This is a genomic window from Syntrophales bacterium (assembly GCA_030655775.1).
Taxonomy (GTDB): Bacteria; Desulfobacterota; Syntrophia; order Syntrophales; family JADFWA01; genus JAUSPI01.
In genome coordinates this window covers 1-16,113 of the sequence record JAUSPI010000057.1, presented here as the reverse complement: position 1 = coordinate 16,113, position 16,113 = coordinate 1, and the positions used below count along the sequence as shown (strand labels likewise).

The window sequence follows — 16,113 nt, the reverse complement described above, 5'->3', positions numbered from 1 at the left end:
GAGAGCTTTGCATAATACCAATATTGTCATTGCGAGCAAAGCGAAGCAATCTCGCAACATATTGACAATTCATAAGATTGCCGCGTCGCTAAAGCTCCTCGCAATGACCAGAATTGCAGTTTTGCAAAACTCTCGTTATATCCCGCTGTCGGATAACCCTTTTCGAGTGAGCAAATCTTTGAAATCGTTGTTTGGTTTATAGCGACACCTGTGCCTTTCTATTATCTCTTTTTCACCGAATGGATCACATGCAAAAGGTTATTTTTCCACTTTCTCTAATTCTGTCTGTTTTTCTTTGGTTAAATCTACCTTATAAAATTCGCTATGTTCCGGCAATACCATGAAAAACTTGGAAGTATAATCGATTTCAATGTTTACATTTTGCATCTGACATTCAAGCATGTGCCCGCCCGCTTTTTTATCTTCAGTGATAAAGTGTAGATGATATCCCGGAACATTTATCCCTTTAACATAAGGCGGACACCGGAACCCTGCTATTGTTCCTTTTACATTATGAAATTCAAATATTGTCTGGTTCTTTACTGCGTCAATAAGGGGAGGATATGGTTTGGTTTGTCCCGGAACGCTTCTTGTCTTGATATATTTAAAAACCCCTTCTATTTTAATGGCATAGAAAATATTTTTTGTTGGTAATGAATTGTCTAAATATTTTTTTAGCTGGCCGTAGCCATTGGCCTTTTCCAATGTAATAGTTTTATCAGGTTCAAAGAACGTTACCACGGCAAATGGGGTTTTGGTCGAATCCCCGACACGGTATGCTATGCCGTCCGTCTTTACCTGATAGAATGTGCCATCCAATACAACCATCTCTCCGTCAAGGGCGTTAAAAGTGCCTAATCCGAAGGTGCCATGCTGCCTCAATTCCCCGCAGGTTGTTTCCCCGTCATAGACTCCTTCTAAAAGAGCGTCAATCGTTGACGTTTGAAATAATGCATCGGTGTCTTTTTGCAGATGCGAACATCCGCATACTGCTACAACCAGAAATGCCGATAACAATAAAAACAAATAACGAATAGTTTTCATCACTTCTCCTTAAATTCTGATTTTATGCTGGATTCTGACTTCTGACTCCTGAGTAGTTGCGTTTTATTTGTGTGAAGGGATGGTTTGAAGCACCCTGCTTATTATATGGGTTACTATGGCCTGGAGCCAGGCCGTACCGATGTATGAATTCTCGGAATCCAACCCTTTAATAAAATTTATATAATCGGAGAATTCTCCCGACCTGTCATGGATAATATGGATAAAGGAATCTCGGTTTTTAAAATCAATTTCCTCCTCATATCCTCCAATAAAACATTCTTCCAGTTTCGGCCAGTTTTCGAGCAGTTCTCTTTTCTGTCTGGAGAGAGTTTCCCATTCAGTCCCACTGAATTTTCTGTCACCAATTTTAATAGATCTTTCCATTTTTTCGGAAAGAACCCGGAAACGGGTCAATCTTTCTTTGATTGACAGGTTCAGCTTTTCTAATGCCCCGGAATAAAGTTCTGGACCAAATGCATCAGCTTGAAAGAAAGGCCGGCGAACATGGATATACCACTCCCTGAGGGCAAGCAGATTGGCTAAATAGCAGATGTTGTTATAAACTTTCTTTTTAATGTTTCTGTAAAAGCCTATTTCGAATTTTCCTTCAGAGGGCAGATCACCACTTCCGGTCAAAAGTTTGTTTCCTTCGGGACAATCCTCTCGACATATAGTTCCCGCGGCTATAATCGTGCCATAACCAATCCTCGCCGGGCCTACCATTCCTCCCTGTCCTCCGAGGAAGATAGGGGGCTGGTTTAGCATGACACCTCTGGGAACATCTCCGATTAGAGAAGCAGTTGCTTTATCCTGATTCGGTGTGTAATTAAAATGTATGTAGGAGCTCCCCACCTCGCTGTGATTTTTTCGATCGGTGCCTCCGGCCATGAAACAATCGCAGAAGTTTATCAAACTGCCAAGTGTTACAAAGGGGAAAAGAATCGTCTGTTTTAATCCGACAGTGTGTGCCCCGTTGGACTGTTCCTCAAGAATACAGCATTCTCTGACATGAGCGCCGGATGCCACATTTGCTTTTTTCAGGAAAACAGCCTCTTTAAAAAATCCACCCTTGAGTTCCACCTCAGGGCCAATCTGGCAGTCAACAATCGTAGCCGGTGATTCGTATCCCAATTTTGTTCCGGAACAAATTAAGGTTTTTGCGCCATATATCCTGGTTCCGCTGTGGAGTGTGACATTGTTTCCTGAAATCCTGTCAACATCCACCTCTTCTCCGATTTCAACCGAGAAAGGGGTCGGGATATTTACCCCTTTTCTCATCAACTCGATTACCCTGTCCGGAAACTCTGTTTCCATTTTCATTTACTATCTCCCTATGTGGATTTTTTACAAAGCCGATGAACTGTCCCGCGGCAAGCCACGGGGATTTAAACCCTGCAGATTTCGCATCGCCCTTCAAATGATTAGAGTAATCCGTGTAATCTGCGAAATCTGTGGACTAAAGTTTTTCCTTGACCTTACTCAGTATACTTTCCATTGTTTCACCGGCCTTGCTATTGATACATATATCGGCACTGCTGTCGCAGGAGGTTCTGTTAAGGTTGATTATGACCAGCTTGGCACCTGCCTCCTTGGCGTATACAGGCATATAGGCGGCAGGGTAAACAACGAGAGAAGAGCCGATTGCGATTAGGAGGTCACAGTTGTTGGAGTGGTATGTGGCATTTTGCAGGGCTTCCACCGGCAGCGCCTCACCGAAGAAAACAACGTCGGGCTTCAGTATGCCGTGACAGTTCTCGCAGTCAGGGACATTTTCGCCACCCTTTTTTAATCGCTGTTTAATGTCTGCCAGAGGATAGCATTCACCGCAGTTCAGGCACTTTACCCGTCTCATATTGCCATGCAGCTCAAACACCTTTTCGGGAGAATTCCCCGCTTTTTGGTGAAGGTTGTCTATGTTTTGGGTGATGACACATTCCAGCCTGTTGAGCTTTTCCAATTCTGCAATGGCCAAGTGAGCCTGATTGGGTTCAGCGTCCGCAATAAGACCACCTTCAACGAGAAGCTGCCACTGCTTTTTCCTTGTTTCAGGACTGGACAAAAACTTTTGAATGGTAAAATCATCCGGATCAAATTTACTCCATATTCCTCCAGGACTGCGAAAATCGGGTATTCCGGATTCGGTGCTGATTCCGGCTCCTGTAAACACTACCAGCTTTCTGGAGGCGACAATCATATTCGCTGTTGCGTCGATTTTTTCTTTCAGATCATCGTTTGTCATTTATTGTTCACTTTGCCTGTGCTGTAGGTCAGGAATACATCAAATGTAATGGAGTGTCAAGCCTGGCAGCACCTTCTCTTGTGGGTGAAATAATTTAAGGTTCTTCTCCAATGTAGTTTGAGAAGAGGGTCCAAGGATTCCAGGGGTCAAGGATTCAATGTAATCCAGGGTTGTCTTTCTTCCGTTCACTCGAATCCTTGAACCCTTGAACCCTCTGGTATTAATTACAGATAACGCACTTATTTTGCTTTAATTAACTTCAACTAATCGGGAGATGATCCTAAAATTATTATATTATTAGAAATAATAGCTCAACCAGATGAAGGCACTGTCGGAGGGTTCACTACGTAAACTGGTGTCCGGTATAGCGAAACTTCCATATTCTGTATCTCCCCCGCCATAATAAATATTGCCCCCAATCGTAAACTGGGCGTTTTGCGTCATATCCCAGACCGCCCGGGGCTGTAGTGATCCTGAAGGGTCTTCCACATTGTTGATTGCCGTTAAGTATATGGTAAATAAAGGGTGTAATTCCAACTTGATATGACCGGACAGATAATGTCGGCCCAGTGTGAATAGTTCTCCACGGCTGATACGCCCGGTAATGTGCGGATCATTGAATTCTTCCGTATACCGGTCGTGACATAAACCGTTAAAAAAATATTCCACGTATCCGTAAAAATTCTTCTTCAACCATACCCAGGAATAGTCAATATTGGCAACAAGGGAAAGATAATCGTTTTTCGTACTGTTTTTATCAAGGAATGTCCAGGTGGCATCAAGTCGCCAGGCAGTATCTCCAAGATATCCCCTGCTGCCGAAGCCAGCCACAGCGTCTTTGTAATGTTTTGCGGCCATAATATCGAATTCGGTAACGTCCCGGGCAATATGGAGCTTTCCTGCCAGAGAGGATTGACTCCATTCCACATCTCCGGTGTCAGGTTCACGCCGGGGCACATATAGAAACTGGAAGTCTCCTATTGTATCCGAAGAGAACTGAACAGCCGCCATGTCATCGCCGATTTTGTACTCGCGGTCAATGTCCGATGGAGCAAATGGATTAAAAAGATCCATAGGGTTAAACAACATGCCGTTTCCCCAGGTGATGGCCTGTCTGCCGATACGTATACTGCCCCATTCAGGCATTACCGTCAGATAAAGCCTGTCCAGGCGATGATAAGAAATATAGTTGTCATCTTCATCTATTGTTTTTGTTAAGTCCATGAGACGCCGTTTGTCGCTCGTGGAACTGCTGGTATATAAGCCGCTTCCGAAAACACCGGGGTAAAGACGCTGGAGAGCTTTTTCTTTCCGCCATGTATCACCGCCTGAAAAAACAGCCTCATAATGAGCAACAAAATCCACCGCCTCACCGTAAGAAAGCTTGCTTTTGAGTCGCACCTCTGTATCACCGTCATAGTAAGGATCGGTGCCCACTTCCTTAAAATATGATTCATTATCGGGCAATGAAACACTTCCCCGGACTTTGACATGTCCTCCCCATTCTTTATCAACAGACGCATATAGGGAATCATCCGATGACAGATGGTTTTCTGTCCTGCCATTCGTATTATAAGCTGTTTCAAGGCGTGCAGCCCACGAAGGAACGTGTATAATGAAGATTAAAATAATGAAAAGGAGAAGAACGAACAATTTTGACGTTTGCATACTCACAACCATTCATATTCGAAAATCAGGAGACATCATCTATTACATCGGTCATTCTGAACTGAACAGCGAGCACATTATTCTTCGAATTACTTCGTTCCCCGCAGCTTGCTGAGGGGAGCTTCAATTCTGGCTCCTGTCTTCTGACTCCTTGTCACTTTCTCTTTGTGTCACCAGCCACCTGACCATCCCTGATATGAATCAGGCGGCGTGCATAATCCATAACCATCTGATCATGGGTGGAAAAAATAAAGGTAACGTTTTTCCTCTCGTTCATTGTTCGCATCATCTCCAGCAGGCCTCTCCCCGTCTTGGAATCGAGGTTGGCTGTCGGTTCATCTGCCAGAACAATCGATGGATCGGATACTATAGCCCTGGCCACGGCGACACGCTGCTGCTGCCCGCCTGACAGCTCTGCGGGTCGCCGGTTATGCATCCCGGCCAACCCTACATCATCGAGCATGGCTTGTGCCCGTTCCCGCCGCTCATTTGTCGGTACACCCTGGAGCAGCATGACGAATTCCACGTTTTCCAGAGCAGACAGTACGGGTATAAGATTATAGGCCTGAAATACAAAACCTACATTGTGCAAACGCATATCTGCCAGTTCAGACTGGGTCATTTCCCCCAGGAGATTACCATTAACTTTAATACTGCCCGAATCAGGAGAATCCAGGCCGCCGATAATATTCAGCATGGTGGTCTTACCCGAACCGGAGGGACCTGCCAGAGCGACAAACCCTCCCTCCTGTATGGCAAGACTCACACCGTTAAGGGCTTTGACTTCCATCTTGCCCTGCCGGTATGTTTTTTTAACGTCTGTGCATTCCACAATGTTCATGGTTGTCTCCTGTAGCAGATTTCCGGCTTTCTATTAATTCAACAATTGATGGTCTCGTAAAAAGCCTCAAAAAGTGCCAGTTGTCATCCTGAACTCGTTTCAGGATCTCGCTTGTTTCAGCATCTAAACATTTCAATAAGTTAGAGACCCTGAAATAAATTCAGGGTGACAAAAAAAGACTTTTTACGAACTTATAAACAGTTGCCTGTCATAAATCTCTGTCAGTTGTGCGCCAGTGCTTCTATCGGTGTGAACCTTGCGGCTTTCACCGCCGGATAAATACTCACAACAAGTCCCAGGACAAACACAACAAGATTGGCGCCGATTACGTCCTTCACATAAAGTGCTGGATAAATTATCTTGGGAATACCGACAAATTCGGACCCTGCAGCAAGAGAAGACAGATCAATTCCGGTGCCGGAAAGAGCAATAACGCTAAGAAAACTGAAGATATTTCCAATAATCATGCCGATCATCAGGATGAAAAATGATTCGACAAGGACTTCTTTGATAACCCACCAGGGCTTCATTCCCAGTGACTTTAAGAGGCCAAACTCCCGCATCCGCTCGAACACCGCCATCAGAGTGGTGTTAACGATACCAAAGCCCATTGCGATGAACACGACGACAAACCATATAAAGATAAACCCGTCATAAATGCTCAAATAGGCAGTAATCAGCGGTAATAGTTCTCGCCATGTCTGAATTTCATAATCGGCCGAGGGCAGAGTCCTTCGCAGTGAATCCGCTACCGCGTCGACCTCTTTGCTGTCGGGCAGAACAACAGATATTTCGGAAATTTCGTTTTTCATCTTGAGCATGTGCTGTGCCGCTGTCCTGGTAACAAAAACGTATTGTTTTTCTGTTGCTTCCATTTCGGATCTGAAGATTCCCACAATACGAAATGATCGAGAAGCAATTTCGCGTTCCGTATCCTGAGACATGACAAGCATTTTACGGCCCAATTTTGTTTCAAACTTGTCCACGAGAGCTTTACCGACAACAATTCCATATTTATCATCCTGTTTGAGGTAACGCCCTTCGGCAACTGCCCCGCCTATAAATGAAACTTTTGCTTCCCGAGAGGGGTCTATGCCCACAAAGGTAACACCCGCTGTGTGACGTGCGTTACTGACAACCGCATTGACTCGAACTCTGGAGGTCCACCGGGAACCGGCCGGAAGCACTTTACCCAGCACGGTTTCCACATCTCGGGGATTGGTCATGCTGTTTTCTATGACGGGATCATCCCGGTACCCTTTATGATGTACCTGGATATGTCCTGTCAGGGTGGCTATACCGTTTCGAACCATCTCGTCGGTAATTCCTCTCATGAGCGCACCGAGAAAGATCATACTCCAGACCCCGATAATGATAGCGGTCATAATAACCGCCGTTCGTCTCGGGTTTCGCCAGATATTTCGCCATCCTAAACGAAGGAACATAGATAAACCTCTATAATTCAGAATTCAGGAGCCAGAATTCTGAATTAAATTTTCTTTTTTCATTCTGTTTACTGACTTCTGTCTCCTGACTTCTTGATTTCTGACTCCTGCTCCTCACACTGCCTTCATTGCCTCCACCGGCACAATACGTCTCACCTTAAGAGCCGGGTAAAGCGCAGTCAAAAAGGTAATGACAAGTACAGCCCCCGGTCCGATCAATACCGAGCGTAATGAAAGTCTTGGAAATATTCTATCGGGCATTCCGAACTGGCTCAATATGTCGGAAGTTCCCGAAATGACAAATCCGTGAACTTGAAAATACCAGGTTACCAACATTCCGAGTATAATACCGACACAGATTCCCACCAGTGTCATGGTTATTGATTCGATCAGGAGAAGTTTGGTTAAGCGTCCCGGAGTTGTTCCAATTGCCATAAGAACACCAAACTCTTTCGTTCGCTCAAATACCGACATGAGAAAGGTGTTTAAAATGCTGAAGGCAACGACAATAATCAGAATTAAGTAAAAAATGAACCCGCTGTAGAGATCCATCTGGATAGCTTCTACCAGGCCGGGCATCAGTTCCGTCCAGTCAAGAGCTACCAGATGATGTGTTTTGTCTGCATTATTAATATCGGCTACGGCAATCTTTTTTATTTTCTGTACATCATTTAACGACTTACCGAGAACCACGACCTCGTGAACCGCTCCACGCATATAATATACGTCCTGAAAGTTTTTAAGGGGAATCTGGATTGATGACCGGTCAAAATCGTCCTGGCCGGAACGGTAAATTCCCTTCACCTTTACCACGGTAGCCGCGACAGAACCATCCCTGCCCTGACCCAGAACGACCAGTTCGTCACCCAGGTCTACGTGCAGATTTTTTGCGAGAAGATTTCCGACAATGGCCTGATCTGTATCTTTATCGGAGAGGTATTGCCCCTTACGGATTAACTCTTTGATAGTGGAAACCCGGGCTTCCTTCTCAGGATCAATTCCTACGACGACAACGCCATACGTTCTATCTTTGGAAGATACCAGCGAAAAAGCGTTTGTCCTGTATGTATAGGCAGTCACTTCCGGTATCGTATCGAGAAGACCGCCTATTTTCGCCGGATCGGGAACAACCATGCGGATGCCCCTTTTATCATCGTACCCTTTGGCCTGCACCTGAAGATGGCCGGTATGAATTTTTACCGCCGAATTTATCATGGTATCATACGAACCGAATTGCCAGGACAGCATGAATACAAGCAATAAACAGGCAAACGCAATGGCGGATATCGTTAAAATTGACCGCCTCGGATTGCGCCAGATATTGCGCCATGCCATTTTAAAATCTATGGACATAGTTTTTTTATTCTACCTTGTGGGTGTCCTCAATGACGAGAGGGCAAATAACCTGTTCGGCAAGATTTTATCAAATGAAATCTTCATGTATTCTACAAGGGTATACTCATCCTTGACACCGTTTTTCTGCATCTTCCATATTACGGGAAAAACCTTGCCCCCCATCATCTGTATTTTGGAAGTGGTCATTGTCTTGACCGGTTGAAGATCCTCATCAAAAAATGCCTGTTCAAGAAAAATGTTGTCTTCCCTGATCTTGAGCTTCTGCATACCCCATATTACAGGTGCTTCCGGTTTCGGCATCGATTTGATCAGGTACACTTTTTTCCCTTCATGAACCTCTGTCCCGACAATCGTATGGGTATAATCATTGATAAGGCTGTCGGTCTTTGAAAGATCGTTGTTGGAAAAGTCCGATCCCTGCCAGGCCTGGGACATCATAGACGGCGGAAGCTTGATTATTCTGTTGATTTTGGGATTATACATCCACATCTCATTTTTCTTCTTAAGTGTACCGTTACCTCTATCCTTGGGGGGGGCAGTGATCCAGAATATGCTTTCTTCTTCTCCCTTGGTCCAGGCTTTGATTGTCATCTTTCTCTGCCAGTCCGGACGATGAATGGTCATTTCTATAGTGGAAACAGACGTTTTGCCGCGCATATATTTAAAGCTCTCATTTACCACTGACTGAGCATCCTGAGCATGTGTATTGGTTCCTGTAATACCGAGAAAGATTATACACAGCGAAACATATAAGATTGATTTTCTTATCATGCCGGCACCCTCCAAAGAAATGCCTTACCTCAAAAAGGTTTTTGCACCAGCATATCGGGTCTCAAAATATCTGCTTGAAAGAGAGGAAACACGGATTTTTTTGCCCTTTCCCGGTGCATGAATGAATTTATTGTTGCCTGTATATATACCGACATGCGAAACTCTTTTGCTTCCGGAGGTAGCAAAGAAGACCAGATCGCCCCTCTTCATCTGATTTTTTTTGATGTAAATACCTGCCCTGTGTTGTTCTTTTGACGAACGCGGTAGATTCAGGCCATTCAACTGATAAACGGCCATAGTTAATCCGCTGCAATCGAACCCTTCTTCCACTGAAGAACAGCCCCATCGATACGGGAGACCGATAAAGCTCTCAGCTGTTTCTACCAGCTCTTTCCTGAGATACCTGCTGGCATAAATTCGCTTTTTTACTACTGCATAGTCACTGGGACTGACGATGTAATATTCATCTATAATTGCCGCTGCACGGATACTTTCAGCTTGTCTGCGGGCTGTCTGTCTTGAGGGGAAATTACCGAAACGAACCTTATAGATGCCTGTTTTGTGAGCAAAGTAGTAGGCGTTTAACTCACGGTTTTCTAAAGCCTTGGTAAGCCGAACAGCATTGTCCAGATTTGAGAAGGCTCCTATCTGAATGGAATAGCCCATACGGGCCAGTCCTGTTTTCGGCATTTCCGGGCGCAAGCCGGGAGGAACAAAAGATTTTCTCCCACAACCCGCTATTAGCAGGATTAATGACAGGGCTCCTACAAGAGATGCCCATTTCAACGTACGCTTTATGGTCTGGGGTTCCTTTTTCTTGATCTTTTTCTTTGTGCCTCTGTGCCTCATAATACCATCACCGCGCTTATAAAGAAAACCTCATTTCACCAAAATTTGAACTGAACAGCGAGCGCATTCCCCGCTGCTTGCGGCGGGGTTAGCGAGCGAATAAAATCAACATTTTTCCTTAACAGTCGAAGATTCCCAGCAGCTTGCTGATGGGAGCTTCAATTGTATTCTTTACAAGTTCGCAAAAAGTCCTTTTTTGTCACCCTGAATTTATTTCAGGGTCTCTAACTTACTGAAATAAATAGATGCTGAAACAAGTGAGATCCTGAAACGAGTTCAGGACGACAAATGGTGCAGTTTATGACTTTTCACAAGACTATAATTCTTGGAATATCAAAAATTCTCTGTTATATTTCCAGTAGAGTAGATAGATGCGTGATGAGGAAGTGATAAGGGTAAATATGGAACACGACTATCTTGAACAGATACGAGATTATAATGTCCGTCAGGCATTACCCGTAGCAGAAAAAGCAGCGCTTCTGGTAATTGACGTGCAGGAATACTTTCGGACTATGGTTGAGCCCATTATGAAAAACCTTCTTGCCTTGATTGAGACGGGAAGGGAAAAAGGTGTGAAAATCTTTTTTACCCGTCATGGTCATTTTCAACCCGATAAAGATGGGGGTATGTTAGGAAAGTGGTGGGGAGACTTGATTGAATACGGATCGCCGGAATGGGAATTGCTCGGAGAACTCAATCCTTCTGAAAAGGAACCCGTTATAGACAAGAATCGCTACAGTGCTTTTTTTAACACAGATCTGGATGATCGATTACGCGGTTTGGGTATTGAGGATCTGATAATATGTGGTGTCATGACAAATTGCTGTTGCGAAACTACTGCCCGCGATGCCTTTGTCCGCGATTACCGGGTTTTCTTCGCCGCCGATGCCACGGCTACCGCCAATCGGGAACTCCATCTTGCATCGTTGAAAAACCTTGCTTTCGGTTTTGCGCATATCGTTAACACTGTACAGATATGCCGGCATTTTGGGAAAAGTGTGGAATTATCGCCGGATTCACAAAAATATAGTGAGGATAAATGATGGAAAAGCAAAAATTTATCTCCGAAAAGGACATAAAGTATCTTGAAGGAATTATGGAAAAAGAAAGGATTTCCCAGGGGATATCTAACCGCGAATTACACTCTCACGATGAATCTTTTCATTCACCATGTTTGCCCGAGGTGGTGCTGTGGCCCCATAGTACAGATGAGGTAAGCAGAATAGTGAGATATGCCTTTGAAAACAATATTCCGATAACCCCTTGGGGCGCAGGGACGAGTCTCGAAGGGAATCCTATACCCGTTAAAGGTGGAATTGTTCTTGATTTTCAGGAAATGAATAAAACACTTGCCATTCGCCAGGAAGACTTTCAAGTGGATGTTCAGCCCGGTGTTATTTATAAAGAACTGAATAAAGATCTGGGTCGCCTGGGGTTATTTTTCCCTCCTGATCCGGGAGCCGCCGCAACCATAGGAGGAATGATTGCAAACAATGCAAGTGGCATCCGTACAGTAAAATATGGTGCTACAAAAGACTGTGTCATGAGATTAGTGGTCGTAATGCCTAACGGAGATGTTTTAAAAATAGGAAACAGGGCGCGAAAAAGCTCTTCAGGGTATGACCTTGTTCACCTTTTTATCGGTTCTGAAGGAACGTTGGGGGTAGTAACCGAAGCAACACTGAAACTGGTGGGACTGCCGGTCAATTTCATGGCTGTCAGGGCCACTTTTCCTACAATTAAGGATGCAACGGCCACGGTTTTTCAAATTATGTCTTCAGGTCTTACACCTTCCGCAATGGAATTTCTCGATTCCGAAGTTGTGAAAGTTATAAACCAGGACCGTGAGCTTGCTCTGGAAGAAAAGCCCACACTTCTCATGGAGTTTGATGGATACAGTGAACGCGGACTCGAAGAAGAGATGAATTTTGCTGAGGATATATGTCGGGAGAATAACTGCTTGTTTTTAGATAAAGGTCTTGGCCTGGAAGAACGGAATCGGTTATGGGAAATCCGACACCTGGTTGTAGAATCCATAAAAAGGAACCACCCCGGTCTTGAAATGTTAATTATGGATGTTGCGGTACCTCTTTCCCGCTACAGTGATATGGTGTTATTTATTAAGGATAGGGTTCGGGATTTTCATGCCTATGTTTTCGGTCACGCGGGTGACGGCAACATACATGTAGCGATAATGGATGACCCTCAGGATGAGAAAAGATGGGATTCTGTGGAAATGGTAAATCGTCTTATTGTCAAAAAAGCCCTTGAATTTGAGGGGACATGCACGGGAGAACATGGAGTCGGTATAGGCAAGAGAGAGTTTATGGACATGGAACACGGTAACAGCCTTGAAATTATGCGCAAATTGAAGAGCCAGCTCATTGATCCGTCAGGAATTATGAACCCCGGGAAAATGTTTTTTTAAGAGAATATCCTTACGGTCTTTGCTTTCGTAAGAAGCTCTCTACACCACAAAAATTGACAAAGAAGTTATGATATTGGTTTGCAGATTCATGACTCCAGACTCCTCCCTGTATTCAGGGCAGAGATCGTTTATACCCTCACCGATATCCGTTTCCCCTCTGTCATTTCCGTGAAAACGGGAATCCAAATAATCCACCAACTCCATCGCAGGGCTGATATTCAAAACGTCTTCTTCAAATTCTCTAAAACATTTTTTGCAGGTCTTCAATTTAGCATACTGTCATATGGTTATTTCAAGCATCCGCCGCAGTCCGGTTAAAGGCGTTGCGGAGGCACTCTTCCATTTGGGTAACTTCTTTATCTGTGAGCTGTTCAAACTTGGCCTTGCGCTTGTTCTTTGGCAGTCGGCCATTATTTTCAATGCACAATCGAATAAACAGATCGATGAGCCGATCCGGCATGTCTACGATGTCCCTTATGGCAAGTTTAGCCTTGTCATAATCGAGAATAAAATCCAGTTCTGACACGAGCTCATTCTCAATGGTATCCTGGATAAAACCAAACAGGCGCTCGGCTATGGCAGTCATGTCGATATATTTGTAGTGTGCTGCCGTCTCATTCTTGACCTCCATACTTCCATCACTGTCCAGTTCGTAATCTACTAATGGTAACAGATGTCCTGAGAAGAGCTCCAGCGTTTCGTCGTATTCCTTAATCTTGCGAAGCATGGTAGCCGAGATCGGAAAGATGAAATCCTTCGGGGTAAACTGCCTTTTTGCCAGAATGTTGTGAATCAGAAAACGATGAATGCGTCCGTTACCGTCATCAAACGGATGCATAAAGACGAAACCGAATGCTATTGCTGCAGCAGTGATGACAGGATGGATTTCGGAAGACATCATGCGCTTATACGCATAGAACATGCCATCCATGAGCTCCGTAATATCTTCCGGTTTGGGTGCTACAAAATGAACCAGCGCATTACCGAAACTCACTGTTTGTCCAACGTAGTTCTGGTCCGTACGAAAGTCGTCGTTGGTAAAACGTTCATCAACTGTTGCCTGCTGAAGTTCTATCAACGATGGTTTGTTGAAGAACTCTCTGTCATCTGCCAATCTGAGCAACTCAACAAATCGTGCAGCTCGTTTCTGATCCGGTGTCGCCCGCTCAATTTCGAATGAAGATTTTGTTTCCTTGGTGTATAGATAAGAGACAGCCCGCCGCAGGACTTCTTTGGGATAGTTCCCAACCACTCCCATACCTTTTTTGTCTAACTGAAGGTCGATGCAATTCTTCAGAATATCAGTTTGTCGGATCATAGGACAGAAACGCCGGTTGCCCAAAAGATTATCAGTAACCTTTTGCCGCCGGTGCGGGATGCCTTTGGCAGTGTAATACCTGGATTGATCGAGGAGGTCCACGTAATTGGTCACCCTGGAGGGCTCTAAATCAAGTTCTTTATCCACAAGAAACTCATACAGGAACCAGATCTTTCGTGCATACTTCCCGGTTGGAGTCTTCTTTATGAAGCGTTCTATCTCTTTATGGTCAACCACTGAAAAAAGAGCGTCGAGAATTTCCAGATTTATTCCTTCAAACTTAAGGGCGAATGTCAAATGATTCCCCAGTTTATCACCTGGATCATATTTCTTGGTGTAGGTCTCCGTTTTCCGGTGTTTGTCAATGACTGCTTTACGCCTCCCTTTCTCAGCTATAAATGACTGAACATAGTGTGGAATGACGTCAAGAGAATACCGGCGAACTAATTCGCTGTAACCGACAGGTTTAAGCCCTTCAGTTGGGTTGATTTCTATATTTTTCACTGACTCACCGTTTCAGGAAATGTTTTTCTGTAGAAAAAAGTGTTTAAGGAGACCCTATTGTAGCAAAACGCATTATTTTTGCAAGTATTTTTAATTAATGTGATGTTTGTACCTGGATTCGTGGAAAAATGTGTTTTGTGGTGAAAATATACATTTATTCCACTTTACATGTTTTAAAACGCTTTTTCCGTGAAAAACATGTTGGTTTTCTTGCGATCTGTTTCGCGGTCGATCTGGTGGTAGAATCCATAAAGAGGAACCACCCCGGTCTTGAAATGTTAATTATGGATGTTGCGGTACCTCTTTCCCGCTACAGTGATATGGTGTTATTTATTAAGGAGATGGTTCGGGATTTTGATGCCTATGTTTTCGGTCACGCGGGTGACGGCAACATACATGTAGCGATAATGGATGACCCTCAGGATGAGAAAAGATGGGATTCTGTGGAAACAGTAAATCGTCTTATTATCATAAAAGCCCTTGAATTTGAGGGGACATGCACGGGAGAGCATGGAGTCGGTATAGGCAAGAGAGAATTTATGGACCTGGAACACGGTGCCAGCCTTGAAATTATGCGCAAATTGAAGAATCAGCTCATTGATCCGTCAGGAATTATGAACCCCCGGAAAATGTTTTTTTAAGAGAATATCTTTACAATCGATCATAAACCTTAGCCGCACTTAAACCAAAAATTTTACTCATGTCATAGTTTCCTTCCCGGACTGCTTTCAGAACTTTTTTCCTGCGGGACAAAATCGAACACATTACGCTCTTGAAGACATTTAGCAAGGTCATTATGTTCACTTGACACAGACCAATTAGTGTTGTATTTAAAATACAACACTAATTGGCGAGAGGTGTGATATGGAGACAAGGACGCCTTTTGGAGCGTTTTTTAAAGAAATGAGGAGAAAAAAGGGGATTACTCTTCGAAAGTTTTGTTTAGAGCATAACTTTGATCCCGGCAACATCAGCAAGCTTGAAAGGGGTGTTCTGCCCCCCCCGACATCCAGGCAAAAACTTGAAAAATATGCCCTGGCACTGGAAATTAAAGAGGGCTCTGATGAGTGGTATAACTTTTTCGATTATGCGGCGGCAAGTGCAGGGCAGATACCGTCCTACATGATGAGCGATACGGAATTAGTAAAAAAGTTACCTCTCGTGTTTAGAACCCTGAGAGGAGAAAAGATCAGCCCTGAAAAACTGGACGAGCTTGCAGAACTCATACGGAAAACGTGATGATCAATCTTGACGTGAGGTTCCTTCCTTATTCTGAAATCAATGAATTCCTTCCCGATGTTATGCCACTCATAGATAAGGCAAAGAGTAATGGTGTCTCGAGAGAAAATTATCTTGACTATGCAAAAGACAAACTTGCGAGCATGCTTGCACCTATTTTTCAAGCCTCGACCGATACGATAACCAGAAGAATCGACTACGATTCCCTGATGACCAAGGTGCCCTGATTATCTTCTCTGTACTACCTTTTTGATTGTTTTATAGACCACAATGTAGATTCCTGCCCAAACCTGCCACCCATTCCTGAACAAAACTGCCACTGATTCCTGGTGAAACCTGCCACCCATTCCTGAGGAAAGTTTACCACTTTTCAGGTCATTTCAGGAATGCAAAAAATAAAGTTTAATCATC

17 protein-coding genes are annotated in these 16,113 nt (G+C 44.1%); 6 read left to right on the top strand and 11 right to left on the bottom strand.

Translation table 11 applies throughout. The annotated features are described in order from the left end of the window. A partial coding sequence (locus Q7J27_02975; GenBank protein MDO9528102.1) for a hypothetical protein occupies window positions 1-202 on the top strand: 202 nt, incomplete at its 5' end. Window positions 203-258: 56 nt separating this feature from the next. Here Q7J27_02975 and budA read toward each other — a convergent pair. The 9 genes from budA to Q7J27_02930 all read right to left on the bottom strand — a co-directional run bounded on the left by budA (window position 259) and on the right by Q7J27_02930 (window position 10,213). Next, a complete protein-coding gene (budA, locus tag Q7J27_02970) occupies window positions 259-1,044 on the bottom strand; it encodes an acetolactate decarboxylase (protein MDO9528101.1) in 786 nt (261 codons plus the stop codon). A 63-nt stretch (window positions 1,045-1,107) separates the two neighbouring features. Beyond that, window positions 1,108-2,364, bottom strand: coding sequence for a UDP-N-acetylglucosamine pyrophosphorylase (locus tag Q7J27_02965; GenBank protein ID MDO9528100.1), 1,257 nt, complete (start codon window positions 2,362-2,364; stop codon window positions 1,108-1,110). 136 nt (window positions 2,365-2,500) lie between these two features. Further along, window positions 2,501-3,283: an NAD-dependent deacylase gene (locus Q7J27_02960; protein ID MDO9528099.1), complete on the bottom strand. Its 783-nt coding sequence runs from the start codon at window positions 3,281-3,283 to the stop codon at window positions 2,501-2,503. A 297-nt stretch (window positions 3,284-3,580) separates the two neighbouring features. Continuing rightward, window positions 3,581-4,951, bottom strand: coding sequence for a hypothetical protein (locus Q7J27_02955; protein ID MDO9528098.1), 1,371 nt, complete (start codon window positions 4,949-4,951; stop codon window positions 3,581-3,583). 154 nt (window positions 4,952-5,105) lie between these two features. Next, window positions 5,106-5,792, bottom strand: coding sequence for an ABC transporter ATP-binding protein (locus Q7J27_02950; protein MDO9528097.1), 687 nt, complete (start codon window positions 5,790-5,792; stop codon window positions 5,106-5,108). A 221-nt stretch (window positions 5,793-6,013) separates the two neighbouring features. Continuing rightward, the gene (locus Q7J27_02945) at window positions 6,014-7,237 is read right to left on the bottom strand and encodes an ABC transporter permease (protein ID MDO9528096.1); all 1,224 of its coding nucleotides are present in this window, start codon (window positions 7,235-7,237) and stop codon (window positions 6,014-6,016) included. Window positions 7,238-7,351: 114 nt separating this feature from the next. Beyond that, window positions 7,352-8,590, bottom strand: a complete 1,239-nt coding sequence (locus Q7J27_02940) for an ABC transporter permease (GenBank protein MDO9528095.1) — start codon at window positions 8,588-8,590, stop codon at window positions 7,352-7,354. A 12-nt stretch (window positions 8,591-8,602) separates the two neighbouring features. Continuing rightward, window positions 8,603-9,364, bottom strand: coding sequence for an outer membrane lipoprotein-sorting protein (locus tag Q7J27_02935; protein ID MDO9528094.1), 762 nt, complete (start codon window positions 9,362-9,364; stop codon window positions 8,603-8,605). 24 nt (window positions 9,365-9,388) lie between these two features. Further along, window positions 9,389-10,213 carry an NlpC/P60 family protein gene (locus Q7J27_02930; GenBank protein MDO9528093.1) on the bottom strand — a complete coding sequence of 275 codons (825 nt, stop codon included), beginning with the start codon at window positions 10,211-10,213 and terminating at the stop codon, window positions 9,389-9,391. Window positions 10,214-10,584: 371 nt separating this feature from the next. On the opposite strand from Q7J27_02930, the gene Q7J27_02925 reads away from it, so the two are divergent. Continuing rightward, complete coding sequence (locus Q7J27_02925) at window positions 10,585-11,256, top strand: isochorismatase family protein (GenBank protein MDO9528092.1); 672 nt, start codon at window positions 10,585-10,587, stop codon at window positions 11,254-11,256. After that, window positions 11,253-12,641, top strand: a complete 1,389-nt coding sequence (locus Q7J27_02920) for an FAD-binding oxidoreductase (GenBank protein ID MDO9528091.1) — start codon at window positions 11,253-11,255, stop codon at window positions 12,639-12,641. The genes Q7J27_02925 and Q7J27_02920 overlap by 4 nt, the downstream gene beginning before the upstream one ends. Window positions 12,642-12,680: 39 nt before the next feature. On the opposite strand, the gene Q7J27_02915 is transcribed toward Q7J27_02920, so the two are convergent. Both Q7J27_02915 and Q7J27_02910 read right to left on the bottom strand, forming a co-directional pair. Continuing rightward, on the bottom strand, window positions 12,681-12,908 hold the full coding sequence (locus Q7J27_02915; protein ID MDO9528090.1) for a hypothetical protein: 228 nt from the start codon (window positions 12,906-12,908) through the stop codon (window positions 12,681-12,683). Window positions 12,909-12,933: 25 nt separating this feature from the next. Continuing rightward, window positions 12,934-14,463: a Fic family protein gene (locus tag Q7J27_02910; protein MDO9528089.1), complete on the bottom strand. Its 1,530-nt coding sequence runs from the start codon at window positions 14,461-14,463 to the stop codon at window positions 12,934-12,936. A 140-nt stretch (window positions 14,464-14,603) separates the two neighbouring features. Between Q7J27_02910 and Q7J27_02905 the strand changes: the two genes are divergently transcribed. The 3 genes from Q7J27_02905 to Q7J27_02895 all read left to right on the top strand — a co-directional run bounded on the left by Q7J27_02905 (window position 14,604) and on the right by Q7J27_02895 (window position 15,929). Then, window positions 14,604-15,104 (top strand): FAD-linked oxidase C-terminal domain-containing protein, encoded by a 501-nt coding sequence (locus Q7J27_02905; protein ID MDO9528088.1) that lies wholly within the window; start codon window positions 14,604-14,606, stop codon window positions 15,102-15,104. A gap of 223 nt (window positions 15,105-15,327) precedes the next feature. Next, on the top strand, window positions 15,328-15,702 hold the full coding sequence (locus Q7J27_02900; protein MDO9528087.1) for a helix-turn-helix transcriptional regulator: 375 nt from the start codon (window positions 15,328-15,330) through the stop codon (window positions 15,700-15,702). Then, window positions 15,702-15,929: a hypothetical protein gene (locus Q7J27_02895; protein MDO9528086.1), complete on the top strand. Its 228-nt coding sequence runs from the start codon at window positions 15,702-15,704 to the stop codon at window positions 15,927-15,929. The genes Q7J27_02900 and Q7J27_02895 overlap by 1 nt, the downstream gene beginning before the upstream one ends. Window positions 15,930-16,113: the final 184 nt, after the last annotated feature.

Coding starts and splice junctions, on each gene's coding strand:
- Q7J27_02945 (MDO9528096.1), bottom strand. CDS start 7,237: ATGTTCCTTCGTTTAGGATGGCGAAATATCTGGCGAAACCCGAGACGA.
- Q7J27_02920 (MDO9528091.1), top strand. CDS start 11,253: ATGATGGAAAAGCAAAAATTTATCTCCGAAAAGGACATAAAGTATCTT.
- Q7J27_02940 (MDO9528095.1), bottom strand. CDS start 8,590: ATGTCCATAGATTTTAAAATGGCATGGCGCAATATCTGGCGCAATCCG.
- budA (MDO9528101.1), bottom strand. CDS start 1,044: ATGAAAACTATTCGTTATTTGTTTTTATTGTTATCGGCATTTCTGGTT.
- Q7J27_02950 (MDO9528097.1), bottom strand. CDS start 5,792: ATGAACATTGTGGAATGCACAGACGTTAAAAAAACATACCGGCAGGGC.
- Q7J27_02960 (MDO9528099.1), bottom strand. CDS start 3,283: ATGACAAACGATGATCTGAAAGAAAAAATCGACGCAACAGCGAATATG.
- Q7J27_02935 (MDO9528094.1), bottom strand. CDS start 9,364: ATGATAAGAAAATCAATCTTATATGTTTCGCTGTGTATAATCTTTCTC.
- Q7J27_02895 (MDO9528086.1), top strand. CDS start 15,702: ATGATCAATCTTGACGTGAGGTTCCTTCCTTATTCTGAAATCAATGAA.
- Q7J27_02930 (MDO9528093.1), bottom strand. CDS start 10,213: ATGAGGCACAGAGGCACAAAGAAAAAGATCAAGAAAAAGGAACCCCAG.
- Q7J27_02900 (MDO9528087.1), top strand. CDS start 15,328: ATGGAGACAAGGACGCCTTTTGGAGCGTTTTTTAAAGAAATGAGGAGA.
- Q7J27_02955 (MDO9528098.1), bottom strand. CDS start 4,951: ATGCAAACGTCAAAATTGTTCGTTCTTCTCCTTTTCATTATTTTAATC.
- Q7J27_02925 (MDO9528092.1), top strand. CDS start 10,585: ATGCGTGATGAGGAAGTGATAAGGGTAAATATGGAACACGACTATCTT.
- Q7J27_02965 (MDO9528100.1), bottom strand. CDS start 2,364: ATGAAAATGGAAACAGAGTTTCCGGACAGGGTAATCGAGTTGATGAGA.